Source organism: Antarctobacter aquimaris (assembly GCF_900184945.1).
GTDB lineage: Bacteria > Pseudomonadota > Alphaproteobacteria > Rhodobacterales > Rhodobacteraceae > Maliponia > Maliponia aquimaris.
The window spans coordinates 495,784-514,951 of the sequence record NZ_FXYF01000002.1 but is presented as its reverse complement, the minus strand read 5'-3'; the positions used below and the strand labels follow the sequence as shown (position 1 = coordinate 514,951).

The 19,168-nt window shown below is 68.9% G+C and carries 12 protein-coding genes; 8 read left to right on the top strand and 4 right to left on the bottom strand.

Annotated elements, in window-relative coordinates; translation table 11 throughout:
* Nucleotides 1-30 precede the first annotated feature (30 nt).
* Nucleotides 31-7,908, bottom strand: coding sequence for a SpvB/TcaC N-terminal domain-containing protein (locus MAA8898_RS05215; RefSeq protein ID WP_141194794.1), 7,878 nt, complete (start codon nt 7,906-7,908; stop codon nt 31-33).
* 697 nt (nt 7,909-8,605) lie between these two features.
* Between MAA8898_RS05215 and dusA the strand changes: the two genes are divergently transcribed.
* Genes dusA through MAA8898_RS05200 form a run of 3 tightly spaced genes read left to right on the top strand, consistent with a single transcriptional unit; the run spans nt 8,606 to nt 11,179 of the window.
* On the top strand, nt 8,606-9,592 hold the full coding sequence (dusA, locus tag MAA8898_RS05210) for a tRNA dihydrouridine(20/20a) synthase DusA (RefSeq protein ID WP_245853242.1): 987 nt from the start codon (nt 8,606-8,608) through the stop codon (nt 9,590-9,592).
* Nucleotides 9,593-9,596: 4 nt separating this feature from the next.
* Nucleotides 9,597-10,412, top strand: coding sequence for a sulfite exporter TauE/SafE family protein (locus MAA8898_RS05205; RefSeq protein ID WP_094019908.1), 816 nt, complete (start codon nt 9,597-9,599; stop codon nt 10,410-10,412).
* Entirely contained in the window at nt 10,403-11,179 is a 777-nt protein-coding gene (locus MAA8898_RS05200; RefSeq protein WP_094019907.1) for a hypothetical protein, read from the top strand. Before MAA8898_RS05205 ends, MAA8898_RS05200 begins: the two co-directional genes overlap by 10 nt.
* 75 nt (nt 11,180-11,254) lie before the next feature.
* Here the strand turns inward: MAA8898_RS05200 and MAA8898_RS05195 are convergent, their stop codons facing one another.
* From MAA8898_RS05195 to ccmI, 3 genes are all read right to left on the bottom strand, one after another.
* Nucleotides 11,255-11,491 (bottom strand): DUF1289 domain-containing protein, encoded by a 237-nt coding sequence (locus tag MAA8898_RS05195; RefSeq protein ID WP_094019906.1) that lies wholly within the window; start codon nt 11,489-11,491, stop codon nt 11,255-11,257.
* 8 nt (nt 11,492-11,499) lie between these two features.
* Nucleotides 11,500-11,982 (bottom strand): Holliday junction resolvase RuvX, encoded by a 483-nt coding sequence (gene ruvX, locus MAA8898_RS05190; protein ID WP_094020016.1) that lies wholly within the window; start codon nt 11,980-11,982, stop codon nt 11,500-11,502.
* Nucleotides 11,983-12,114: 132 nt separating this feature from the next.
* On the bottom strand, nt 12,115-13,344 hold the full coding sequence (gene ccmI, locus MAA8898_RS05185; RefSeq protein ID WP_094019905.1) for a c-type cytochrome biogenesis protein CcmI: 1,230 nt from the start codon (nt 13,342-13,344) through the stop codon (nt 12,115-12,117).
* 181 nt (nt 13,345-13,525) lie between these two features.
* Here ccmI and MAA8898_RS05180 point away from each other — a divergent pair, with 181 nt between their 5' ends.
* The 5 genes from MAA8898_RS05180 (at nt 13,526) to MAA8898_RS05160 (ending at nt 19,168) form a co-directional block, all read left to right on the top strand.
* Nucleotides 13,526-14,770 (top strand): sarcosine oxidase subunit beta family protein, encoded by a 1,245-nt coding sequence (locus MAA8898_RS05180; protein ID WP_094019904.1) that lies wholly within the window; start codon nt 13,526-13,528, stop codon nt 14,768-14,770.
* Nucleotides 14,770-15,204, top strand: coding sequence for a hypothetical protein (locus MAA8898_RS05175; RefSeq protein ID WP_094019903.1), 435 nt, complete (start codon nt 14,770-14,772; stop codon nt 15,202-15,204). Before MAA8898_RS05180 ends, MAA8898_RS05175 begins: the two co-directional genes overlap by 1 nt.
* A complete protein-coding gene (locus tag MAA8898_RS05170) occupies nt 15,198-15,527 on the top strand; it encodes a sarcosine oxidase subunit delta (protein ID WP_094019902.1) in 330 nt (109 codons plus the stop codon). Before MAA8898_RS05175 ends, MAA8898_RS05170 begins: the two co-directional genes overlap by 7 nt.
* A 61-nt stretch (nt 15,528-15,588) precedes the next feature.
* Nucleotides 15,589-18,609, top strand: a complete 3,021-nt coding sequence (locus MAA8898_RS05165; protein ID WP_094019901.1) for a sarcosine oxidase subunit alpha family protein — start codon at nt 15,589-15,591, stop codon at nt 18,607-18,609.
* Nucleotides 18,602-19,168, top strand: coding sequence for a sarcosine oxidase subunit gamma (locus tag MAA8898_RS05160; protein WP_094019900.1), 567 nt, complete (start codon nt 18,602-18,604; stop codon nt 19,166-19,168). Before MAA8898_RS05165 ends, MAA8898_RS05160 begins: the two co-directional genes overlap by 8 nt.

The following is a 19,168-nucleotide window of genomic DNA, read 5'->3' as shown; positions in this document are numbered from 1 at the left end:
CCGAAAAAAACAGCGGGCCGGAGCGGGCACTCAATACGCGTAACAAACCCCTTCGACGTGGTCGTAATAGCCGGAGCTCGACTGTTCGGGGACGTAGAAGTCCTCGGAACAGGTCTGCGGTTCGGGATCCGGCATCACGCTTTGCTGGGGCGCGGGATCCGGTGCCGCGGGGGCGGCAACGGGCATCATCGTCATCGGCTGGGCGGCCGGTTCGGGGGCGAGGGTGACATTGGTCTCGACCGACATGTCCGAAAACAGCTCTTCGCCGGCGCTGGCGGCGGTGATCACACCCGCCGCACCGCCGCCGGCGGCGGCCGTGCGGATCACCGTCGGCGATTGCAGCGCCACGGTGGCAAAGGTGGTGCCCGGGGTCGCCGCGGCCGGGGCAAAGACCCCCGCCTCGCGCAGGACCGAGGTGGCGTAGGTGGTGCAATTGTTGCCGAGATAGCTGTAGGTGCCCGCCGATCCCGCCGACGACGACATCAGCGCCCGCGCCGCCTGCGCTTCGGCCTGCGTCACCGGCACGGTGGCGGTGAGATAGCTGCCGCCCGCCGCCGCGGGTCCGCGGGTGCTCTGGATCACGGCCCCGGTGCCGGGGCGCACCACATGGGCCAGCCCGCCCGAGACATCGTCGAGTTCGCGGACCACCAGGTGGGACCAGGTGGTGGTGCCGCCGGTGGTGACGCCGACCATGTTGTGCCCGGTCGGCACACCGGGCGAGAATGCGACGGAAACGCTGCTTTGCCCGCCGGTCACCGCCTCGTCGGCCGAACCAAGCGCCACGCGCGCGACATCGTCGCTGGCGCCAAGCACATCGTCCACCGCCCCCGCCGCCGCCGGGGCGCGCAGCACCGCGCTGGAGCCCAGCGAGCCGGCGATCGAAATGCCGGCATCGGTGAGATTGGCGGCTTCGCGGCTCATGCCCGCCGATTGCAGCAGGGCGGAGGTGCCGGTGTCCACGGCCTCGCCGTGCCACATGGTGCGCGCGCCCGAAACCATCACGTCGATGCCGTGCGCGCCGACGACGACACCGCCGCCGGCGACGGCGATGCCCGCCCCGGTCCAGCCGGTCGCCGCGCCGCCGACGATCATCGCCCCGCCCGCCACCGTCTCGAGCGCGCCGCCGACCATCTTGACGCCGCCGAGGAACCGGTCCCAGCCGCCTTCGCCGGTCGGGTCCGACAGGCGGAGCGGATTGGCCGCCACGTATTGGTAATCGTTGATCCCGTCGCCGATCCCGGCCGGGTCGGGTTTGCACCACCGGGCCAGGAACGGCGCGTAGTAGCGCGCACCGTGATGCGACAGGCCGCTTTCCTCGTCGCGCTCCATGCCGCTGTAGCGGTAGGTCTGCGGCGCCACCTGAAGCGTGGAGTCCGTGGCCTGGTAGGCGAGCGTGCCATAGGGGTGGAATTCCGCGTAGGTCAGGGTTCGGCCGGTGGCATCGAGCTCCATCACCGCCGAGCCGATGTGGTTCGACAGCTGGTAGCGCGTGATGCGCAGGGGCGTGCCGTCGTCGATGCCGTTGCGGCTGTCGATGACGGCGACGCGTCCCGTGTCGTCGCTGACGCTCAGGCTGCGCCGCTCGAGGCCGGCGGGTCCGCCGTTGTGGACGCGGTAATACTCCAGCGATCCCAGGTAGAGCCGTTCGTCCTTGGGTCGCGGCACGGCGCCCGGGCCGGCGGCGAGGTCGGTGACCTTGCGGATCCGCGCGCCGTCGTGGTCGTAGACGTAATAGGTCGTCTCGGGCGTGCCGGCGCCCAGGGCCTGGCGCGAGACCGCCGCCAGTTCGTCGCGGAAATCGTGCCGCATGACCGGCAGATGCGGCATCTGCCGCAGGAAACCGTGCAGCGGATGGTGGTCGTAGGCATAGGTCTGGCTGCCCACCGTGGTCTGAAGCAGGCGGTTCGTCGCCGCCTCGTAGGCATAGACGCGGGTATAGGAGCCGCCCGTGGCCGCATGGGCCAGACGCAGGACATTGCCCACCGCGTCGTAGTCGTAGCGTTGCGACCAGGTGCGCCAGGCCATGGCATCGCCGGGCTGGTGCTGCGCCTTGGCGGCCGCGTCGTCCCAGTTGTCGAGCGGTCCGAAATTGCCGCTGGCCTGTTGCCCGGCATGTTCGCGCCCGGTGGCGCTGACCAGGCGATAGAGCGGGTCGTAGGCATAGCTTGCCACGGCGGCGATCTTCTGGTTGTCGAAGAAGACCACGGGGATGGCGCGGTCCTGCTGATGGGTCAGGTTGCCGCCGCAGTCGTGGGTATAGGACAGGTCCTGCGCCGTGTCGCCGTTGCCCTTGACCGTGGTCAGCCCGGTCAGGCGGAACGTCATGGGATCGTGGCGGTAGGTGGTTTCGGTGCCGTTGCCGTATCGTATCGCGCGGCGCTGGCCCTTGGCATCGTAGTCGATGCCGGTCACCAGCGTCTCTGTCGCGGCGCCCGGCAGGGTCACATCCACCTGTTCCAGCAGGTTGGCCTCGTTGTAGCGGTGTTCGGTCACGCTGCCGTCGGGGGCGGTGGTGCTGACCGTCCGGTTCACCGCGTCGTGGGCAAAGCGGGTGACATGGGTCTCGGCCTCCAGAGGCGCCTCGAGATCGCCGGACCAGTCCACCAGGTCGCGGTAGTTCACCGCAAATCGGCGCGCCGTCTCGATCAGGTTGTGCTTGCCGTCGAAGGCGGTCCATTCCTTCAGGCCGCCGGTGTCCCAGCGGCGGAACAGGCGCCCGCGCAGGCCGCGGCGCCGGTCATCGGGTTGGCCTTCGCCATAGAGCGCGCGCATGACGGTGTTGTCCAGCGGTGCGGGGCCGTCGCCGCCGGTCACATGCTGGGTCAGCTCGCGTTGCAACGCGTCGTAGGCAAAGCGCAGGACGTGGCCGCGCGCGTCCCATTTGATCAGCGGCTTGCCGGACACCGTCGGCAGCGACCAGCGCGCGCCGGCATCCATGCTGTGCTGGGTCAGCCGGCGGCCCAGCATGTCGTGGCCAAAGCGCATCGGGCGATTGCCGCGGGCGTCGATCACCTCGCGCACGTTGCCTTCGACATCGAGCAGCACGGAGGTCGCGAACAGCACCGCGTCGCCGGCGCTGTCGCGTCCGGCATGGTCGAGCGACAGCACCGGCCGCCCGAGCGCATCGAGGCAGACGGTATTTGGCGTGTCGGCATAGATCTCGGCGCGCTGCGCGGCCTCGGCCTCGCGCGCGGGATCGCGGCCCTGGGCGATCAGCTCGGCGTCGATGAGGTGGCCGACCCGTTCGGCATGCCAGCGCGATTGCAGCACGGTGTCGCCGGTGTCGAAAACGCGCACCTGCCAGGGCGAGAATTCGGTGCGGGCAAAACTGCCGTCCGGCAGATCGGTGCGGATCAGGCGGCCCGCCGCGTCATAGGTCAGCTCGCTCGAGACGCCGCTTGCGACCAGTTCGGGCAGGCTTTCGAAGGCCGGCGTGACCGAGAAGTAGGGCTCGTAGCTTCTGACCGGTTTTGCCTTGTTGTTCAGAACCTTGCGCCCGGTTCCGGTCCACCGCCGCGCGCTGCCGGTGTCCACCTGGGCGATGCTGGCGCTGCCATCGGCGGCGATCGTGACCTGCTGGGCGATGCCCGGCTCGGCCTGGATCTTGGTCATCGCGACGGCGCCCGAGCCATCGGTGTAGTCATAGCTCAGGTGCAGCGGCGAGGCGGGATCGACCGAATGGTGGCGTTCGCGGCCGATCATCATGGCCACGGCCGGTGTGCCGCGGGTGCGCCAGGCGTGCAGATCGTAGGCGTAGCGCATCGTCGCCTGACCCAATAGCGCGCGGGCCTGCGCCTCGATCACCGTGGCATCCTCGGTGGCCAGCAGCGCCGCGACCGCCGCGGCCTCGGCCGAGCTGTCGGCGTCCTGCCCCAGCAGCGTGTCGGCCAGTTCCAGTTCGGCCACGCCGTCGCCGTCGAGATCCTTGCCGAGAAAGGCCTGCGCCTTGACCAGCGCCAATTCGTCCGAGACGATGGCGGTCAGAGTGTCATTCGCATCGCGCAGCAGCACCGGAGAGAGCAGGCGAAAGTCGAACCTTTCGATCCGCGTGGTGTTGCCCACCGCATCGGCGGTTTCCTCGAGCATCAGGAAATAGGATTTGTGATAGCGGACGCGGGTTTCGCTGCCAAAGGCGTCGCGATGGGCGCGGGGTTTGAAGAACCGCGATTGCAAGGTGGCCAAGGTGTCGGCGGGATCGCGATAGCGCACGGTCCCGGTGGGCAGCCACCAGGCCCCGTCCTCGGGCAGGTAGCCGCCGCGCGGCAGTTCGGTGCCCGGATCGGCGATGCGCCCGCCATAGAGCGCGCTCAGCAGCCCCGGCGTGAAGGCGCAGACCTGACCGCGCTGGGGCAGACCGTGCGAGGCGATCTGGTGCAGGGGCAGGGCGGCTGCGGCGCCCTCGTCATAGTAGTAGGTCCGCTGGTGTTCGATGCGCCGACGTTCGATGCCGCCCGAAGGGTCTGACTCGTAGGCGATCTCGACGCTCGCGGGGTCCGACAGGATCCCCCGAAGCTCGGACAGGGTGAACAGGTCGCCGGCGGCGAAGGCGCCGGTGATCTCGAAGGTTTCGACCTCGCTGGGCGCGCGGGCGCGCCAGGTGGCATCGGTGTCGATGTCGTTGGTGTAGCCGGTTCGGGTGATCAGAACGCGGGTGCGTTCCTGCGCCGCCTCGGCGCGGCTGAGCGCGTCGGCGAATTCGGCGGCGAGGCGCGGCTGGTCGGCAAAGTCGGAAAAATCGGTGGCGGGGTCGCTGAGACGGGCGGTGGCCAGGGCCGCCCGGGCGGGATCGCGGCCGTAGAGCACGTTGGCCTTTTCCAGCACGTTGCCCAGATCGTCGATTTCGAGGTTCAGCGCGTGTTCGATCCTGGGATCGGTGGGATCGCGTTCATAGCTGATTTGCAGCGCCTCGTCTTCGGCGATGGCAAAGACGGCATGGCCATTCGGGCCGCGCGGTTGCACCAGCTGGATGTGGCAGGAATGGGTGTCGACCGTGTAGGGCACCATCTGGCGCTGCATTTCGGTCTCGGTCGCACCGATGCCGGGGGCATCGAGGGCAAAGACCTCCTGGCGCAGGACGATGCCCTTGCAGGCGCGCAGCGCCTCGCGCCGCTCCTCCGGGGACAGGCGGGCGATGGCCAGCGGGTCGGCGATGCCCGGCGCCGCGGCGATGCGGCCGTCGGGCAGGGCCGGTTCGGTCATCCCCAGCGGCGAGAGTGGAAAGGCGCGGTCGTAGGCGCGGGGCCAGTATTCGTCGGCATACCGGGTCAGGATGCGCTGCTGCCGGTCCCAGGCGCCGTTGTGATACCAGGTGCGGGTCAGCATCGGCGCCTGGAACAGCGCGCGCGACAGGTCGAGCGTGCTGCCATCCGCCGCCAGAACCCAGTCTTCGTAGTCCTCGGTGTCGCGCCGGTCGACGCGGCCGAAGCCCCGGAATTCCTTTTCTTCCGCGTCCCAATAGCCATGGTGGTAGGTGTAGTGCGCGCTGAGCCGTGTCCCGGTCACGCGCTCTTCGACCACGCTGTCCGACACGACCTGCACCGGGAAGGGCAGGCGCGTGACCCAGGGTGTCCCGGCGCGCTTGTCGCGCAGGTAGTCATGGGTAGAGCTGCGGTAGCTCAGCGTCGTCTCCTTGCCCATGTTGTTGGAATAGCCGATCAGCAGGTGCGGTTTCCGGCCGCTCATCAGGTCGACGTAGCGCAACGGCGCCCGCGCCGCGCCGGGCTGGGTCGAGGACCAGATCAGGCAGGGCGTGCCCTGTCCCAGGATGTCGGCCACCTGCACATTGTCGTGCCGCGTCATCGGCGGCAGGCCGGCCAGGTCCTGCGCGGCGCTCCAGCCGTTGCCCGCCTGGTTGATCCAGGCCCGCGGGCGATCGCCGAGGTAGATCAGATCGGACGGGCCGGTCCCGGTGATGTCGGCCAGCCGCAGGCGGCTTGGGTCGAACCGGTCGGGATGGTCGAAGACGGGCGCATCGCTCATCGCGACCTTGGCCCCGAAGCGGCCGTAGCCGAGATTGGGCCAATAGACGATCTGGCCGTTGCGGATGCGGGCGATATCGGTGAGCCCGTCCCCCGTCATGTCGGCCAGGAACACGGTCTGGACCGCCTCGGAAAACACGACCGCCGGGCCGCGCTCTTCGTCCAGCGTGCGCCAGGCGCGTTCGGCGGCGGCAAAGCCGTTCTTGCCGTCCGAGGCGTACCAGACAAAGGCCTCGTCCTCGGCCACCATGATCCCGGCGCGGCCCTCGCCGGTGAGGTCGATGCGCTTGACCGACGGGTCGCGCAGATCGAGATTGGTCTGGCTGCGAAAGGCGCGGAAGTGGCCCCAGAGTTCGGTATCGCCGTCGATCGGGAAATACCCGCCCAGTTGCGGGCCGGTCACGACGATCTGCTTTTCGCCGTTGCCCTCGAGATCCTCGAGGCTGATCGTGCCGTCGTTCAGCCCGGAAAGGTTGGGCCGCGGGGCGACCATCCGGCCGCGCTCGAACGCGGGCGTGCCGGTATCGGCCCGCGGCCCGCGATTGTGCTTGTAGATCCAGGCATTGCCGGCCTCGGTCAGCACGCCGGCGATCCCTTCGCCGAAGAGATCGACCATGCGCCAGGGCGGCGCCAGCCCGGCGGGGGCATCGACGAGATCTTCGGCCGCGGCGTCTCGCACGTCCCGGCTCCAGCGGCCGGGCTGGTAGCGCAGGCTGAGCGGCGGCAGCGCCTTGCGGGAATAGCTGCCGTCCGCGCGCCGGACATAACCGGCCTGTTCCACCTCGCTCAGATGCGTGGCGACCGATTGGCCCGCGGCGGTCAGCTCCACCGGCTGATAGGTGAAATCCATCGACCGCACCAGCGCGTCGCCGCCCAGGTCCTCTTGCGGAAAATGGTGGAACATCAACAGCCTCTGGCACAGCCGGGCGGTCCGGATCTCGAACCCCGAGCGGTAGCTCGAAAAGGCGTCGGCGCGGTAGGTCCAGGGCTGCACCTCGCCGGGCGTCGGGCGATCGGGGGCGTGTTCGCCGTAGTCGAGCACCAGTTCGAAAAGATGCGTGGCGTCGTCCGGCTGGGGCGGATCGAAGGGCAGCGCCGGGTCGGGATACCAGGCGGTGCGATTGCCGTAGCGCACGCGCTTGAGATAGGTGTTGGCAAAGGGCGCAAGGCCCGCGCGCCGATGCGCCTCGGCAGCGGGCATGTTGGCCTGGTCCTCGGCCTTGTATTCGTAGCGGATCCAGTTGCCCTTGTTGTCGTAGCTCAGATCCGGCAGCCACCGGAACACGCGGGTCGGATCGCCGGGGTCGGCCACCCGCGCGGCCGCGCTGCGGCCATAGAAGGTCACGGTGTTGGCGCGGTCCGTGACCTTCCAGTAGCTGCCGTGGACCGCGTGGCTGATCAGCTCGATGCGCTGGTAGGCCGCTTCGGTGCGCGGCCGGAACTGGCGCACGCGGTAGGCGCCGACGGTCCGGTCGCGCGGGGCCCAGGTGCCGGGGGCCGTCTCTTGCAGGGTGGGGACGAGGTCTTCGGCCCCGGTGATCAGAAAGGCGTCTTCGTCCGGCGCATCAAGATAGCGCGGCAGCCGGCGGTCGGTCTTGCGCTGGATCGTCGAAAGGCCCAGCGCCCAGCCCAGGCCGAACGGGCCGTTGCCCGCGCCCGACGAATAGCTGAGGTCAATCCTGGGGGTGAAGCCGTTGCGATTGGGCGTCAAGGGCAGTTGCAGGGTCAGCGAGGCCGTGCCGTTTGCGGAATTGACGGCGAATTTCTCGTCGATGCCGCGCAGGGCGCCGCCGCCCTTGGGCAATTGCAGTTCGGGGATCTCGATCTCTTCGAAATCGCTTGTGCGCTCGGGGATGATGCCGGCCAGACCCTTGGGGGCGTCGCCGTCGGCGACCTCGGGTTCGTGATCCATGTTGAAATCATCTGCCACGAAGGACTCTCCTAGAAATTGCAGGAGTTCTGTAAATGCACGGATACGTTACGCTCCCACGGAACTGGAAACCCGGTCAATGCTGTCGCGTGCCGGCTGAAAATCGCATCGGCAGAGAGTGGCTTATGGCGTGGCGGGATGTCGCCGAGACCGGTGCGCGGGCGTAATCGGACCGCGGGTTTCGCAGCCCGGGTGAGTCGCGGATGATCGGTTTTATTTCTATCAAAATCAATATCTTGTCTGTCGTTCTTCGCAGTAAGTCCGCACTCGGATTCCGTGTCCATGCTCTGGGTCAATAAACCATCCGTTGCATGGATTGGCGACCCTCACGCCGGCTGCCGGTGCGTTGGATGCGCCAGATCGACGGCTCGGACAAGGCCGCAGGCCACGTCCGCCGCACCCGTCTATCGTCAGATCTCGCCACCCGTGGTGCCCGCCTCTGCCTGTCTCGGCGCGAGGGCGACCGAGTCGGCCGATGGGTTCCATGCCGGGATCGACTCGGCGCGTGGTCGGCGGGATCGGCGTGGCTGCCCAAGCGCGTGTCGGGCGGTTTCCTTCCCTCGCAGATATCGGCTATAGGAAGGCCTGCGCTGTCTGCCGGGTCCGGATCGGTCGTCAGGGTGGTACGGGGATATCGGGGCGCCATCCGGCGTCGCCGGACCCGCTGCCAGCAGTTTGAAGATGCGATAAGATGACGATGAACCACCACGCCAGATTGTCCGTCGCGCCGATGATGGACTGGACCGACCGGCATTGCCGCTACTTCCACCGGCTGATCAGCGGGCGGGCGCTGCTGTATACCGAGATGGTGACCGCGCCCGCGCTGGTGCGCGGCGGGGCGCTGCACCTGCTGGACCATGCGCCCGAAGAACAACCGGTTGCGCTGCAACTGGGTGGGTCGGACCCGCGTGAGCTGGCGCAGGCGGCGCGGCTGGGGGCGGCGGCGGGCTACCGCGAGATCAACCTCAACTGCGGCTGCCCGTCGGACCGGGTGCAGTCGGGCACATTCGGCGCGGTGCTGATGAAGCATCCCGGCATCGTGATCGATTGCGTCAAGGCGATGCAGGACGCGACGGATGCCGAGATCACCGTCAAGTGCCGCATCGGCGTCGACGACCAAGACCCCGAATACGTGCTGCCGGAGTTCCTGGCGCGGCTGGGCGCGATCCAGTGTTCCCGGGTCATCGTGCACGCGCGCAAGGCCTGGCTGCAAGGGCTCAGCCCCAAGGAAAACCGCGAGATCCCGCCGCTGGAGTACGACCTTGTCCGACGGATGACGGCGCTGTTTCCGAACATGCAGCTGTCGATCAACGGCGGCATCGCCTCGCTGGACGCGGTCGCGGGCTTTCTGGAGGACGGCTTTGACGGCGTCATGGTCGGCCGCGCCGCCTATCACCAGCCCTGGGACATCCTGGGCGAGGCCGACGCGCGGATCTGGGGCGACGAGGGCGCGCGCCGGACGCCCGAGGACATCGCCCGCGCCATGCTGCCCTACATCGAGGCGCACATCGCGGGCGGGGGCCGGCTGCACCAGGTCACGCGGCACATGATGGGCCTGTTCGCCGGGCGGCCGGGGGCGCGGCGCTGGCGGCAGGTGCTGTCGGAACGCGGCCCGCGCGACGGGGCGGGGCCGGAGGTGGTCGAGGCGGCGCTGGCCGAGCTGGCCCAGGCGCAGGCGGCATGAGAGGATGACAATACCCGACCTCCTGCCGCTGCTGGGCATCCTGATCGTCGCCGCCGGACTTGCCGGGCTGCTGGCCGGACTGTTCGGGGTGGGCGGCGGCATCATCCTGGTGCCCGCCTACTACTATGTCTTCGAGACCATGCAGATGGGCGGCAGCCAGATCATGCAGGTGTGCCTGGCCACTTCGCTGGCGTCGATCATCGTCACCTCGGCGCGCTCGGTGCTGGCGCACAACCGGCGCGGCGCGGTGGACTGGGCTGTGCTGCGCGGCTGGGCGCCGGGGATTGCCGCGGGGGCGCTCTTGGGCGTGCTGGTGGCCGCGGCGCTGCGGTCGGACACGCTGGCGCTGGTGTTTGCCGCGCTGGCCGGGGCGGTGGGGCTGTTCCTGCTGCTGGGCCAGCCGCACTGGCGGATCGCGCCGCAGATGCCGCGCGGGCTGACGCGGGCGGTGCTGTCGCCTTTGGTGGGCTTCTTCTCGGTGCTGATGGGGATCGGCGGCGGCAGTTTCGGCGTGCCGCTGATGACGCTCTATTCGGTGCCGATGCACCGGGCGGTGGCCACGGCGGCGGGCTTTGGCCTGCTGATCGCCGCGCCTTCGGTGGCGGCGTTCCTGTTTGTGCCGATCGCCGATGCGCCGCCCTGGACGCTGGGCGCGGTGAACGGGCCGGCCTTCCTGGCGACGGTCTGCATGACGGTGCTGACCGCGCCGCTGGGCGCGCGGCTGGCCCATGCGCTGCCGGCGCTGCTGTTGCGGCGCATCTTTGCCGTGTTCATCCTGATCGTCGCCCTCAACATGCTGCGCAAGGTGCTATGGACCTGAGCCCGCTGGACACCCGCGGGTGGATCAGGGCCGAGGCCGACCCGCAGGTGCTGGCCTGGGCGCGGGCGGCCCGTGCCGAAGGGGTGCGCGTGACCGCCGATCCGGCGATGCGCGCCACCTGGCTGCAATGCCAGGGGACCTGGTTCGTCGGGGTCGACGCGCTGCCGACCCTGCCCGACGGCAGCATCGGCGGTGTGCCGCTGGCGGGGCCGGTGATCCGGGCGCTGTCGCCGCTGCCGGCGCTGCACCCGGCGCAGCTGTCGGTGACCTATCCCGGCTATCCGCGCCCCCGCAAGGCCGAGTCCGAGGCGGCGTTTCGCTATCGCCTGGTCCGCGACGCGGCGCATGTGGACGGGCTGATCGCCGAGGCGCCGGAGCGCAAGCGATACCTGCGCGAGCCGCACGCCTGGATCCTGGGCCTGCCGCTGACCGAGACGGACCCGGAGGCCAGCCCGCTGACCGTCTACGAGGGCAGCGGCCCGCGCATCCGCGCCGCCCTGCGCGCGGTGCTGGAGCGGCACCCGCCCGAGGACTGGCCGCAGGTCGATCTGACCCAGGCCTACCAGCAGGCGCGGCGCGACTGTTTCGAGCGCTGCCCGCGCGTCACGCTGCATGCCCGTCCGGGCGAGGCGCTGCTGCTGCACCGCCATTGCCTGCACGGCGTCGCCCCCTGGGCCGAAGGCGCCAAGGCCCCGCCCGAAGGCCGGATGATCGCCTATTTCCGGCCGATGCTGGCGGGTGGGGCGGTGGCCTGGATCGAGACCTGAACCGGCTCACGGGCGGGGGTCCGGGCGCATTTGATATCGCGGGACAGGGGGGTGTTCCGGGGGCGGCGGCTGCGGTCAATCCTGGCGCTTGAGGCGGGCCTCGCGCCCGCCGCGGCGCTTGCGCATCCGGCCGGCACGGCCGGGCAGGTCGTCCAGCACCTCGCGCCGTTCCTCGGCCGACATGCTGGCCCAGAGCGTGATTTCGCGCGCGGTGCGCAGGCAGCCGGTGCACAACCGTTCCTGCGGATGGATCACGCAGACCTTCACGCAGGGGCTTTCCACTTCGTCGCGGCGCCAGATCTCGTCCTTCATGTCACCTCTCACAGCGGCTCCGAGTCGCCCAAGTGGCGCAACCGGTCCAGCGCCCCCTGAAGGATATACGCCGCGGCGACATGGTCGATCACCTCGGCGCGACGCTTTCGGGTCGTATCCGCCTCCAGAAGTGCCCTTTCTGCCGCAACCGTGGACAGCCGTTCATCCCAGAAGGCAATCTGCCCATCCCAGATCGCGCCAAAGTTGCGCGCGAAGGCGCGGGTCGACTGGCAGCGCGGGCCTTCGGAGCCGTCCATGTTGCGCGGCAGGCCGAGGACCACGCCGCCGATACGGCGGGCCTCGAGCAGCTCTTTCAGCCGCGCCGCGTCCAGCGTGAACTTCTTGCGGCGGATGGTTTCCAGCGGCGTGGCGACGGAACGGAAGGTGTCGCTGACCGCGACGCCGATGGTCTGGGTGCCGAGGTCCAGCCCGGCCAGCGCGGTGGCGGGCGGCAGGGCGGCCGCGAAATCGGTGATGTCGTCGTGGATCACTGTGGCCACCGCGCGGCGGGATGGCGGCCGGGCAGGGGGCGCTGCCCCCGCCGCGCCTGCGGCGCGACTCCCCCGGGATATTTTTGGCCAGAAGAAGGCCGGGGACAGGACAGGGGGCCGACGGTCATGGCCCTAGTTGTCCAGCCCGGCGCGGACGGCGGTTTCTTTCAGGATCTGAAGCGCGGTGTCGCTGGCGGCAAAGACGGTCTGCGCCTCGGTCCAGATCGCGTCGGCCTCATCCTTGCGGCCGAGCACGGCCAGCGCGTTGATCAGCTTGGCCCAGTCCTCGACCGGGCCGCCCTCGGTGGCCAGCCGGTCGGACAGCTGCGCGACCATGCCGCCGATCATCTGCATCCGGTCCTCGGGGGTCATGTCTGCGGCGGCGGCGACATCGGCCTGGCTGGGCCCACGCCCGCCGCCCAGGACCGGCATCTCGAAGTTCTGCTGCCCGGCGAGATAGGCGAGATCCTCGATCTGCGCCACGATGGGTTCGACCCAGGGATCCTGCGGGGCGCTGTCGCGCAGCAGCTGGCTCCACATGCGGAAACCGACGTCGGGGCGCCCCACCTGCGCCATCATCAACCCGCCGTAGTAGCGCGCCACGCCGTTCGACGGGTCCAGCGCCAGCGCCTGTTCCAGCGCGGCCTGCGCCTCGGGCGAGACAAAGCCGCCGGCGGCGAGGATCATCATGTCCGCCATGTCGGTGTAGTCCTGCGCGGTCGCGGCGTCGCCCTTGAGGCGGATGATCTGCTGCTGCGCCTGGTAGGCGGCGCGGAAGTTGCCCAGCGCCGCCTCGGAGCGGGCCAGCAGGCGGTTGCCCTGCAGGTCGTCGGGGCGTTCGGCCACGGCGGCGCGCAGCTTGACCACCAGGTCCTGGTATTCCGGCGAGGCGTCGGTGGCGGGCTGCGGCGGAATGCGCGCCTCGATCTCCTGCTGCGAGACGCGGCTTTTCAGCGCCTCCTCGGCGCGCGCCAGGCGCAGTTGCAGCGGCACGTCGCCGTAGCCGGGCGCGCCGATCTGCGTGTAGAGGCCAAAGCCGCCGCCGATCAGCACCAGCGGGATCAGCGCCGCCATGACATAGCCCAGCGCGCGGGGCTGGTCGCCCCCGGCGCTGGCGCCGCGCACCTTGGCATCGGCGGCCAGCAGGCGGCGCGAGATCTCCAGGCGCAGGCGCTCGGCCTCTTCGGGGGGGATCTTGCCGCGCGCGGCGTCGGCCTCGATCTCGGTCAGCTGGTCGCGGTAGACCTGAAGGTCATAGGCCTCGGCCGGGCCGGTCGCCCGCCGCCCGCGCAGCAGCGCCAGCATCAGCGCCGCGGTCAGTATCACCGCCGCAGCCCCCGTCAGGATCCAGAACAGCGTCATGCGTCCCCCTTCGAAACTGCCCCTGACTTAAGGCCCAAGCGGCCGGGAAAAAAGGGCAAAAGGCCGCGATGGTGCGCGATGTCGCAACTGCACGCGATTGTGAGGCTTGCAACCCGCTGGAACTGCCGCGTTGCCTGAAGTACCACGGCACATGGAACACGGACAAACCGGATTCGAGCCCATGAAGCGTTATTCCGCCTTTGCCATCGCCCGCGCCGCCCTGTCGGGCCACAAGACCTGGGAACGCGCCTGGCGCAATGCACAGCCGAAAAGCCGCTATGACGTGATCATCGTCGGCGCGGGCGGGCACGGCCTGGCCACCGCCTACTACCTGGGCAGGAATTTCGGCATCACCAATGTCGCCGTGATCGAGAAGGGCTGGCTGGGCGGCGGCAACACCGGGCGCAACACCACCATCATCCGCTCGAACTACCTGCAGGACCCCTCGGCCGCGATCTACGAGAAGGCGCGCAGCCTGTATGAGACGCTCAGCCAGGACCTGAACTACAACGTCATGTTCAGCCCGCGCGGCGTGATGATGCTGGCCCAGACCGAGCACGAGGTCCGCGGCTACCAGCGCACCGCCCATGCCAACGCGCTGCAGGGGGTCGAGACGCGCTTCATCACCCCGCGCGAGGTCAAGGAGATCGTTCCGATCATCAACCTCGACGGGCCGCGCTACCCGGTGCTGGGCGCGCTCTGGCAGGAGCGGGCCGGGACCGCGCGGCACGACGCGGTGGCCTGGGGCTATGCCCGCGCCTGTTCCGACATGGGCATGGACATCATCCAGAAATGCGAGGTCACCGGCGTGACGCGTGAGGGCGGCCGCGTCACCGGCGTCGACACCACCAAGGGCCACATCGGCTGCGAAAAGCTGGGCATCGTGGTCGCCGGGCATTCCGGCGTGATGGCGGAAAAGGCCGGTTTTCGCCTGCCCATTGAGTCCGCGCCGCTGCAGGCGCTGGTCTCCGAGCCGATCAAGCCGGTGATGGACTGCGTCGTCATGGCCAACACCGTGCACGGCTACATGAGCCAGTCCGACAAGGGCGAGATGGTGATCGGCGGCGGCACCGACAGCTACAACGCCTACAACCAGCGCGGCAGCTTCCACCACATCGAGCACACCGTGGCCGCGCTGATCGAGACCTTTCCGATGGTGTCGCGGCTCAAGATGCTGCGGCAGTGGGGCGGCATCGTCGACATGACCGGCGACCGCTCGCCCATCCTGTCCAAGACCCCGCTGGAGAACTGCTTTGTCAACTGCGGCTGGGGCACCGGCGGCTTCAAGGCGATCCCCGGCTCGGGCTGGGGCTTTGCCGAACTGATGGCGCGGGGGCATTCGCCGCTCTGCGAGGAATTCTCGATGTGGCGCTTCCGCGAGGGCAAGTTCATCGACGAAAGCGTGGCGGCGGGGGTCGCGCACTGATGAGCCGCGACGAGGCGATCCTGCTGTTCGGGACACTGGCGATTGTGCTGGGCGGCATGGCGGCGGACCTCTGGGTCTCGCCAGACGCCTTTGCCCGGGCCGGCGCGGTGCTGGTGGTGTTCGGCGTGGTCAGCGTCGGCCGGGCACTGCTGGCGGCGGAACGGGCCCACGCGCGCCACGAGACCCGGTTCGAAAAGCTCGAAGCCGCCTACCTCGACGCGGCGATGACCGAGGCCGGCCAGATCTCGCCCGAGGCGTTTTCGCGGCTGGCCGAGAGCTATTCCAGTCTGCGCCAGGCCCGCGTGACCCGCGAAAGCCGGCTGATGAAGGCCGAGATCGGTATCGTCTGCCTCGGCACCCTGATCTGGGGGTTCGGCGACCTGGCGTTCGCCAATCCCCACTGCACCCCGACCATGGGAGCCCTCACATGCTGATGTTCGACTGCCCCTACTGCGGCGTCACCGCTGACGAGACCGAGCTGACCGCCGGCGGCGAGGCGCATCTGAAACGCTTTGGCCCCGGCGCCTCGGACGCCGATTTCGAGGGCTACCTCTTCATGCGCGCCAACCCCAAGGGCGTGCATTTCGAACGCTGGCGCCATGCCAACGGCTGCGGCAAATGGTTCCTCGCCGCGCGCTGCACCGTGACCATGGAGGTCTTTGGCACCTACGCGGCGCAGAGCACCGAACCGCCCAAGGCGCTGCGCGACAAGATCTCGGAAAAGCGCCCCGGCTGGACGTGGAGGGACTTCTCCTGATGTTTCTTCTCTGTGAAAATACCCAATTGTCCCGCCTCTCCAACGGCATGGAGGCCTGAACATGAGCACCCGTCTTCCCAACGGCGGCCGTCTGGTCGACCGTTCCTCGACCGTCAAGTTCACCTTCAACGGCAAATGGCTGAGCGGCCACGCCGGGGACACGCTGGCCTCGGCGCTGCTGGCCAATGACCGGATGCTGGTCGGCCGGTCGTTCAAGTACCACCGCCCGCGCGGCATCGTCGCCTCGGGCGCCGAAGAGCCCAACGCGCTGGTCAACCTGGGCCAGTTCGACAGCCACGAGCCGAACCAGCGCGCCACCACGACCGAGCTGTTCCAGGGGCTGACAGCGACCTCGCAGAACCACTGGCCCTCGCTGGAATACGACGCCGGCGCGGTCAACGGGCTGTTCTCGCGCTTTTTGACGGCGGGCTTCTACTACAAGATGTTCATCCACCCGCGCCCCTTCTGGAAGCACATCTACGAGCCCTTCATCCGCCAGTCCGCCGGCCTGGGCAAGGCACCAGACCCGGAGACGCGCGATCCCGACACCTACGAGCACCTGCATGTCCACGTCGACGTGCTGGTGATCGGCGGCGGTGTCGCCGGGTTGCAGGCGGCCAAGGCGGCGGGTGAGGCCGGTCTCAAGGTGCTGCTGCTGGAACAGACGCCGCACTGGGGCGGGCGCGCGCCCGTCGATGGCGGCGAGATCGACGGCATGGACCCGGACACCTGGGTCAAGACCACCGTCGAAGCGCTTGACGCCATGGAGAATGTCACCCTGCGCAGCCGCTGCATGGGGGCCGGGGTCTATGACCACGGCTACGTGCTGGGCTACGAGCGGCTGACCGATCACGCGCCCAAGGCGGGCGGCCCGCGTCACCGCCTCTGGCGCATCCGCACGAAACAGGTGATCGCCGCCACCGGCGCCATCGAACGGCCGCTGAGCTTTGCCGGCAACGACATTCCCGGCGTCATGCTGGCCTCGGCCGTGCGCGACTACCTGGTGAACTACGGCGTCGCGGCGGGCCATAGGACGGTGATCGTCACCAACAACGACGACGCCTATCGCACGGCAATTGCCCTGAAAATGGCCGGTCTGGACGTGCCGGCGGTGATCGACGCGCGGCAGACGGGCGGCGGCGCGCTGATGGCCACGGCAAAGGCGCTGGGCATCACGGTCGAGACCGGGCGCGGCATCGCCAAGGTCAAGGGCGGCAAGCGCGTGACCGGCGTGGCGCTGTGCAACATCGACGGCGGCGGCGCGACCCTGCGCGAGATCGAATGCGACGCGGTGGCCATGTCGGGCGGCTGGTCGCCGGTCGTTCACCTCTGGTCCCATTGCGGCGGCAAGCTGACCTGGGACGCCGGGCGTGCCTTTTTCCGCCCCGATCCGCAGAACGCGCCCACCGGCCAGGACGGCGCGCCCTTTGTCACCTGCGCGGGCGCGGCGAACGGCTTCCTGGCGCTGAAGGACGTCCTGGAAGACGCTGACTATGCAGGGAAATCCGTGTCGAAGGCTGCGGGGGGCAAGCCGCGCCGCTTTGCAGCCCCCAAGGCGGCCAAGACCGCCGAGGCACCGATCGAGCCGATCTGGCTGATGCCCGCCAAGGCCTGGGACGACCTACGCATGAAGGCCTGGCTGGACTTCCAGAACGACGTCAAGGTCTCGGACGTGCAGCTGGCCGCGCGCGAGGGTTATGAAAGTGTCGAGCATACCAAGCGCTATACCACGCTGGGCATGGCGACGGATCAGGGGAAGCTGAGCAACATCAACGGTCTGGCGATCCTTGCTGACAGCTTGGGTGAGGATATCCCGCAGGTCGGCACGACCACCTTCCGCCCGCCCTATACGCCGATCTCCATGGGCGCCATCGCGGGCGAGGCGCGCGGAGAGATCTTCCAGCCCATCCGCAAGACGCCGATACACGGCTGGCACGAAGAGAACGGCGCTGCATGGGAACCTGTTGGCCAGTGGCGGCGGCCCTACTGCTTTCCCCGCAAGGGCGAAAGCAAACATGCGGCGGTCACGCGCGAGGTGCTGGCCACCCGCACCAGCCTGGGGCTGCTGGATGCCTCGACCCTGGGCAAGATCATCGTCAAGGGGCCGGACGCGGGCAAGTTCCTCGACATGCTCTACACCAACATGATGAGCACGCTGAAGCCGGGCAAATGCCGCTACGGTTTGATGTGTACCGAAAACGGCTTTCTCACCGATGACGGCGTGGTGGCGCGGATCGACGAGGACACGTTCCTGTGTCACACCACTACCGGCGGCGCGGACCGTATCCATGCCCACATGGAGGACTGGCTGCAGTGTGAATGGTGGGACTGGAAGGTCTACACCGCCAATGTCACCGAACAGTATGCGCAGGTCGCCGTGGTCGGCCCCAATTCCCGCAAGCTTCTGGAAAAGCTGGGCGGCATGGATGTCTCGAAAGAGGCTCTGGGCTTCATGGACTGGAAGGACGGCACGTTGGGCGGCTTCCCGGTGCGGGTCTACCGGATCTCCTTCTCGGGCGAACTCAGCTACGAGATCGCCGTGCCCGCGCACCTGGGCCGCGCTTTCTGGGACATGCTGATGGACAAGGGCCGCGAATGGGACGCGACCCCCTATGGCACCGAGGCGCTGCACGTCATGCGGGCCGAAAAGGGGTTCATCATGATCGGCGACGAGACCGACGGCACGGTCATCCCGCAGGACCTGGGGCTGGACTGGGCGATCTCCAAGAAAAAGGCGGATTACCTGGGCAAGCGGGCGCAGGAACGCAGCCACATGGCCGATCCCAAGCGGTGGAAGCTGGTCGGGCTGGAGACGCTGGACGGATCGGTGCTGCCGGATGGGGCCTATGCGGTGGCACCCGGCAAGAACGCCAACGGCCAGCGCAACACCCAAGGGCGCGTGACATCGACCTATTACTCGCCGACGCTGAAGAAGGGCATCGCCATGGGGCTGGTCCTGCACGGACCCGACCGCATGGGCGAAGAGATCCCCTTCATGAAGGACGACGGCGAAACCGTCGTGAAGGCGCGCATCGTCAGCGCGGTGTTCTACGACCCGGAAGGGGAGAAACAGAATGTCTGAGCCGGTCCTGCCCCTGAAGGGCGCGCATCACGAAGGCCTGGTCGACGTCCGCGAAATCGGCCCGCAGGGCATGGTGACGCTGCGTGGCGACCTGTCGTCGGAGGCCTTGCAGAAGGCCGTCACCGGCCTGACCGGGATGAAGATGCCCGGCCAGCGCGGCGCCAACACCTCTGGCGAAAACGGCCTGCTGTGGATGTCGCCGGATGAACTGCTGATCCTGGTGCCCTACCGGCAGGCGGGGCAGGCGGTGGCGCAGCTGGACAAGGCGCTGACCGGCGAACACCACCTGGCGGTCAACATCTCGGATGCCCGCGCGCTGTTCCGGCTGCAAGGCTCGCAGCTGCGCGACGTGCTGGCCAAGCTGACGCCGGCCGACACCTCGCCCGAGGGGCTGCCGGTGGGCGAGCTGCGCCGCACGCGCTTTGCCCAGGTCGCGGCCGGGGTCTGGCTGACCGAGCGCAGCACCGCGCAGGTGTTCTGCTTCCGCTCGGTGGCCGACTACATGTTCGCCCTGCTCAAGACCGCGGCGCACCCCGAGGCGCACGTCGGGTTTCACTGA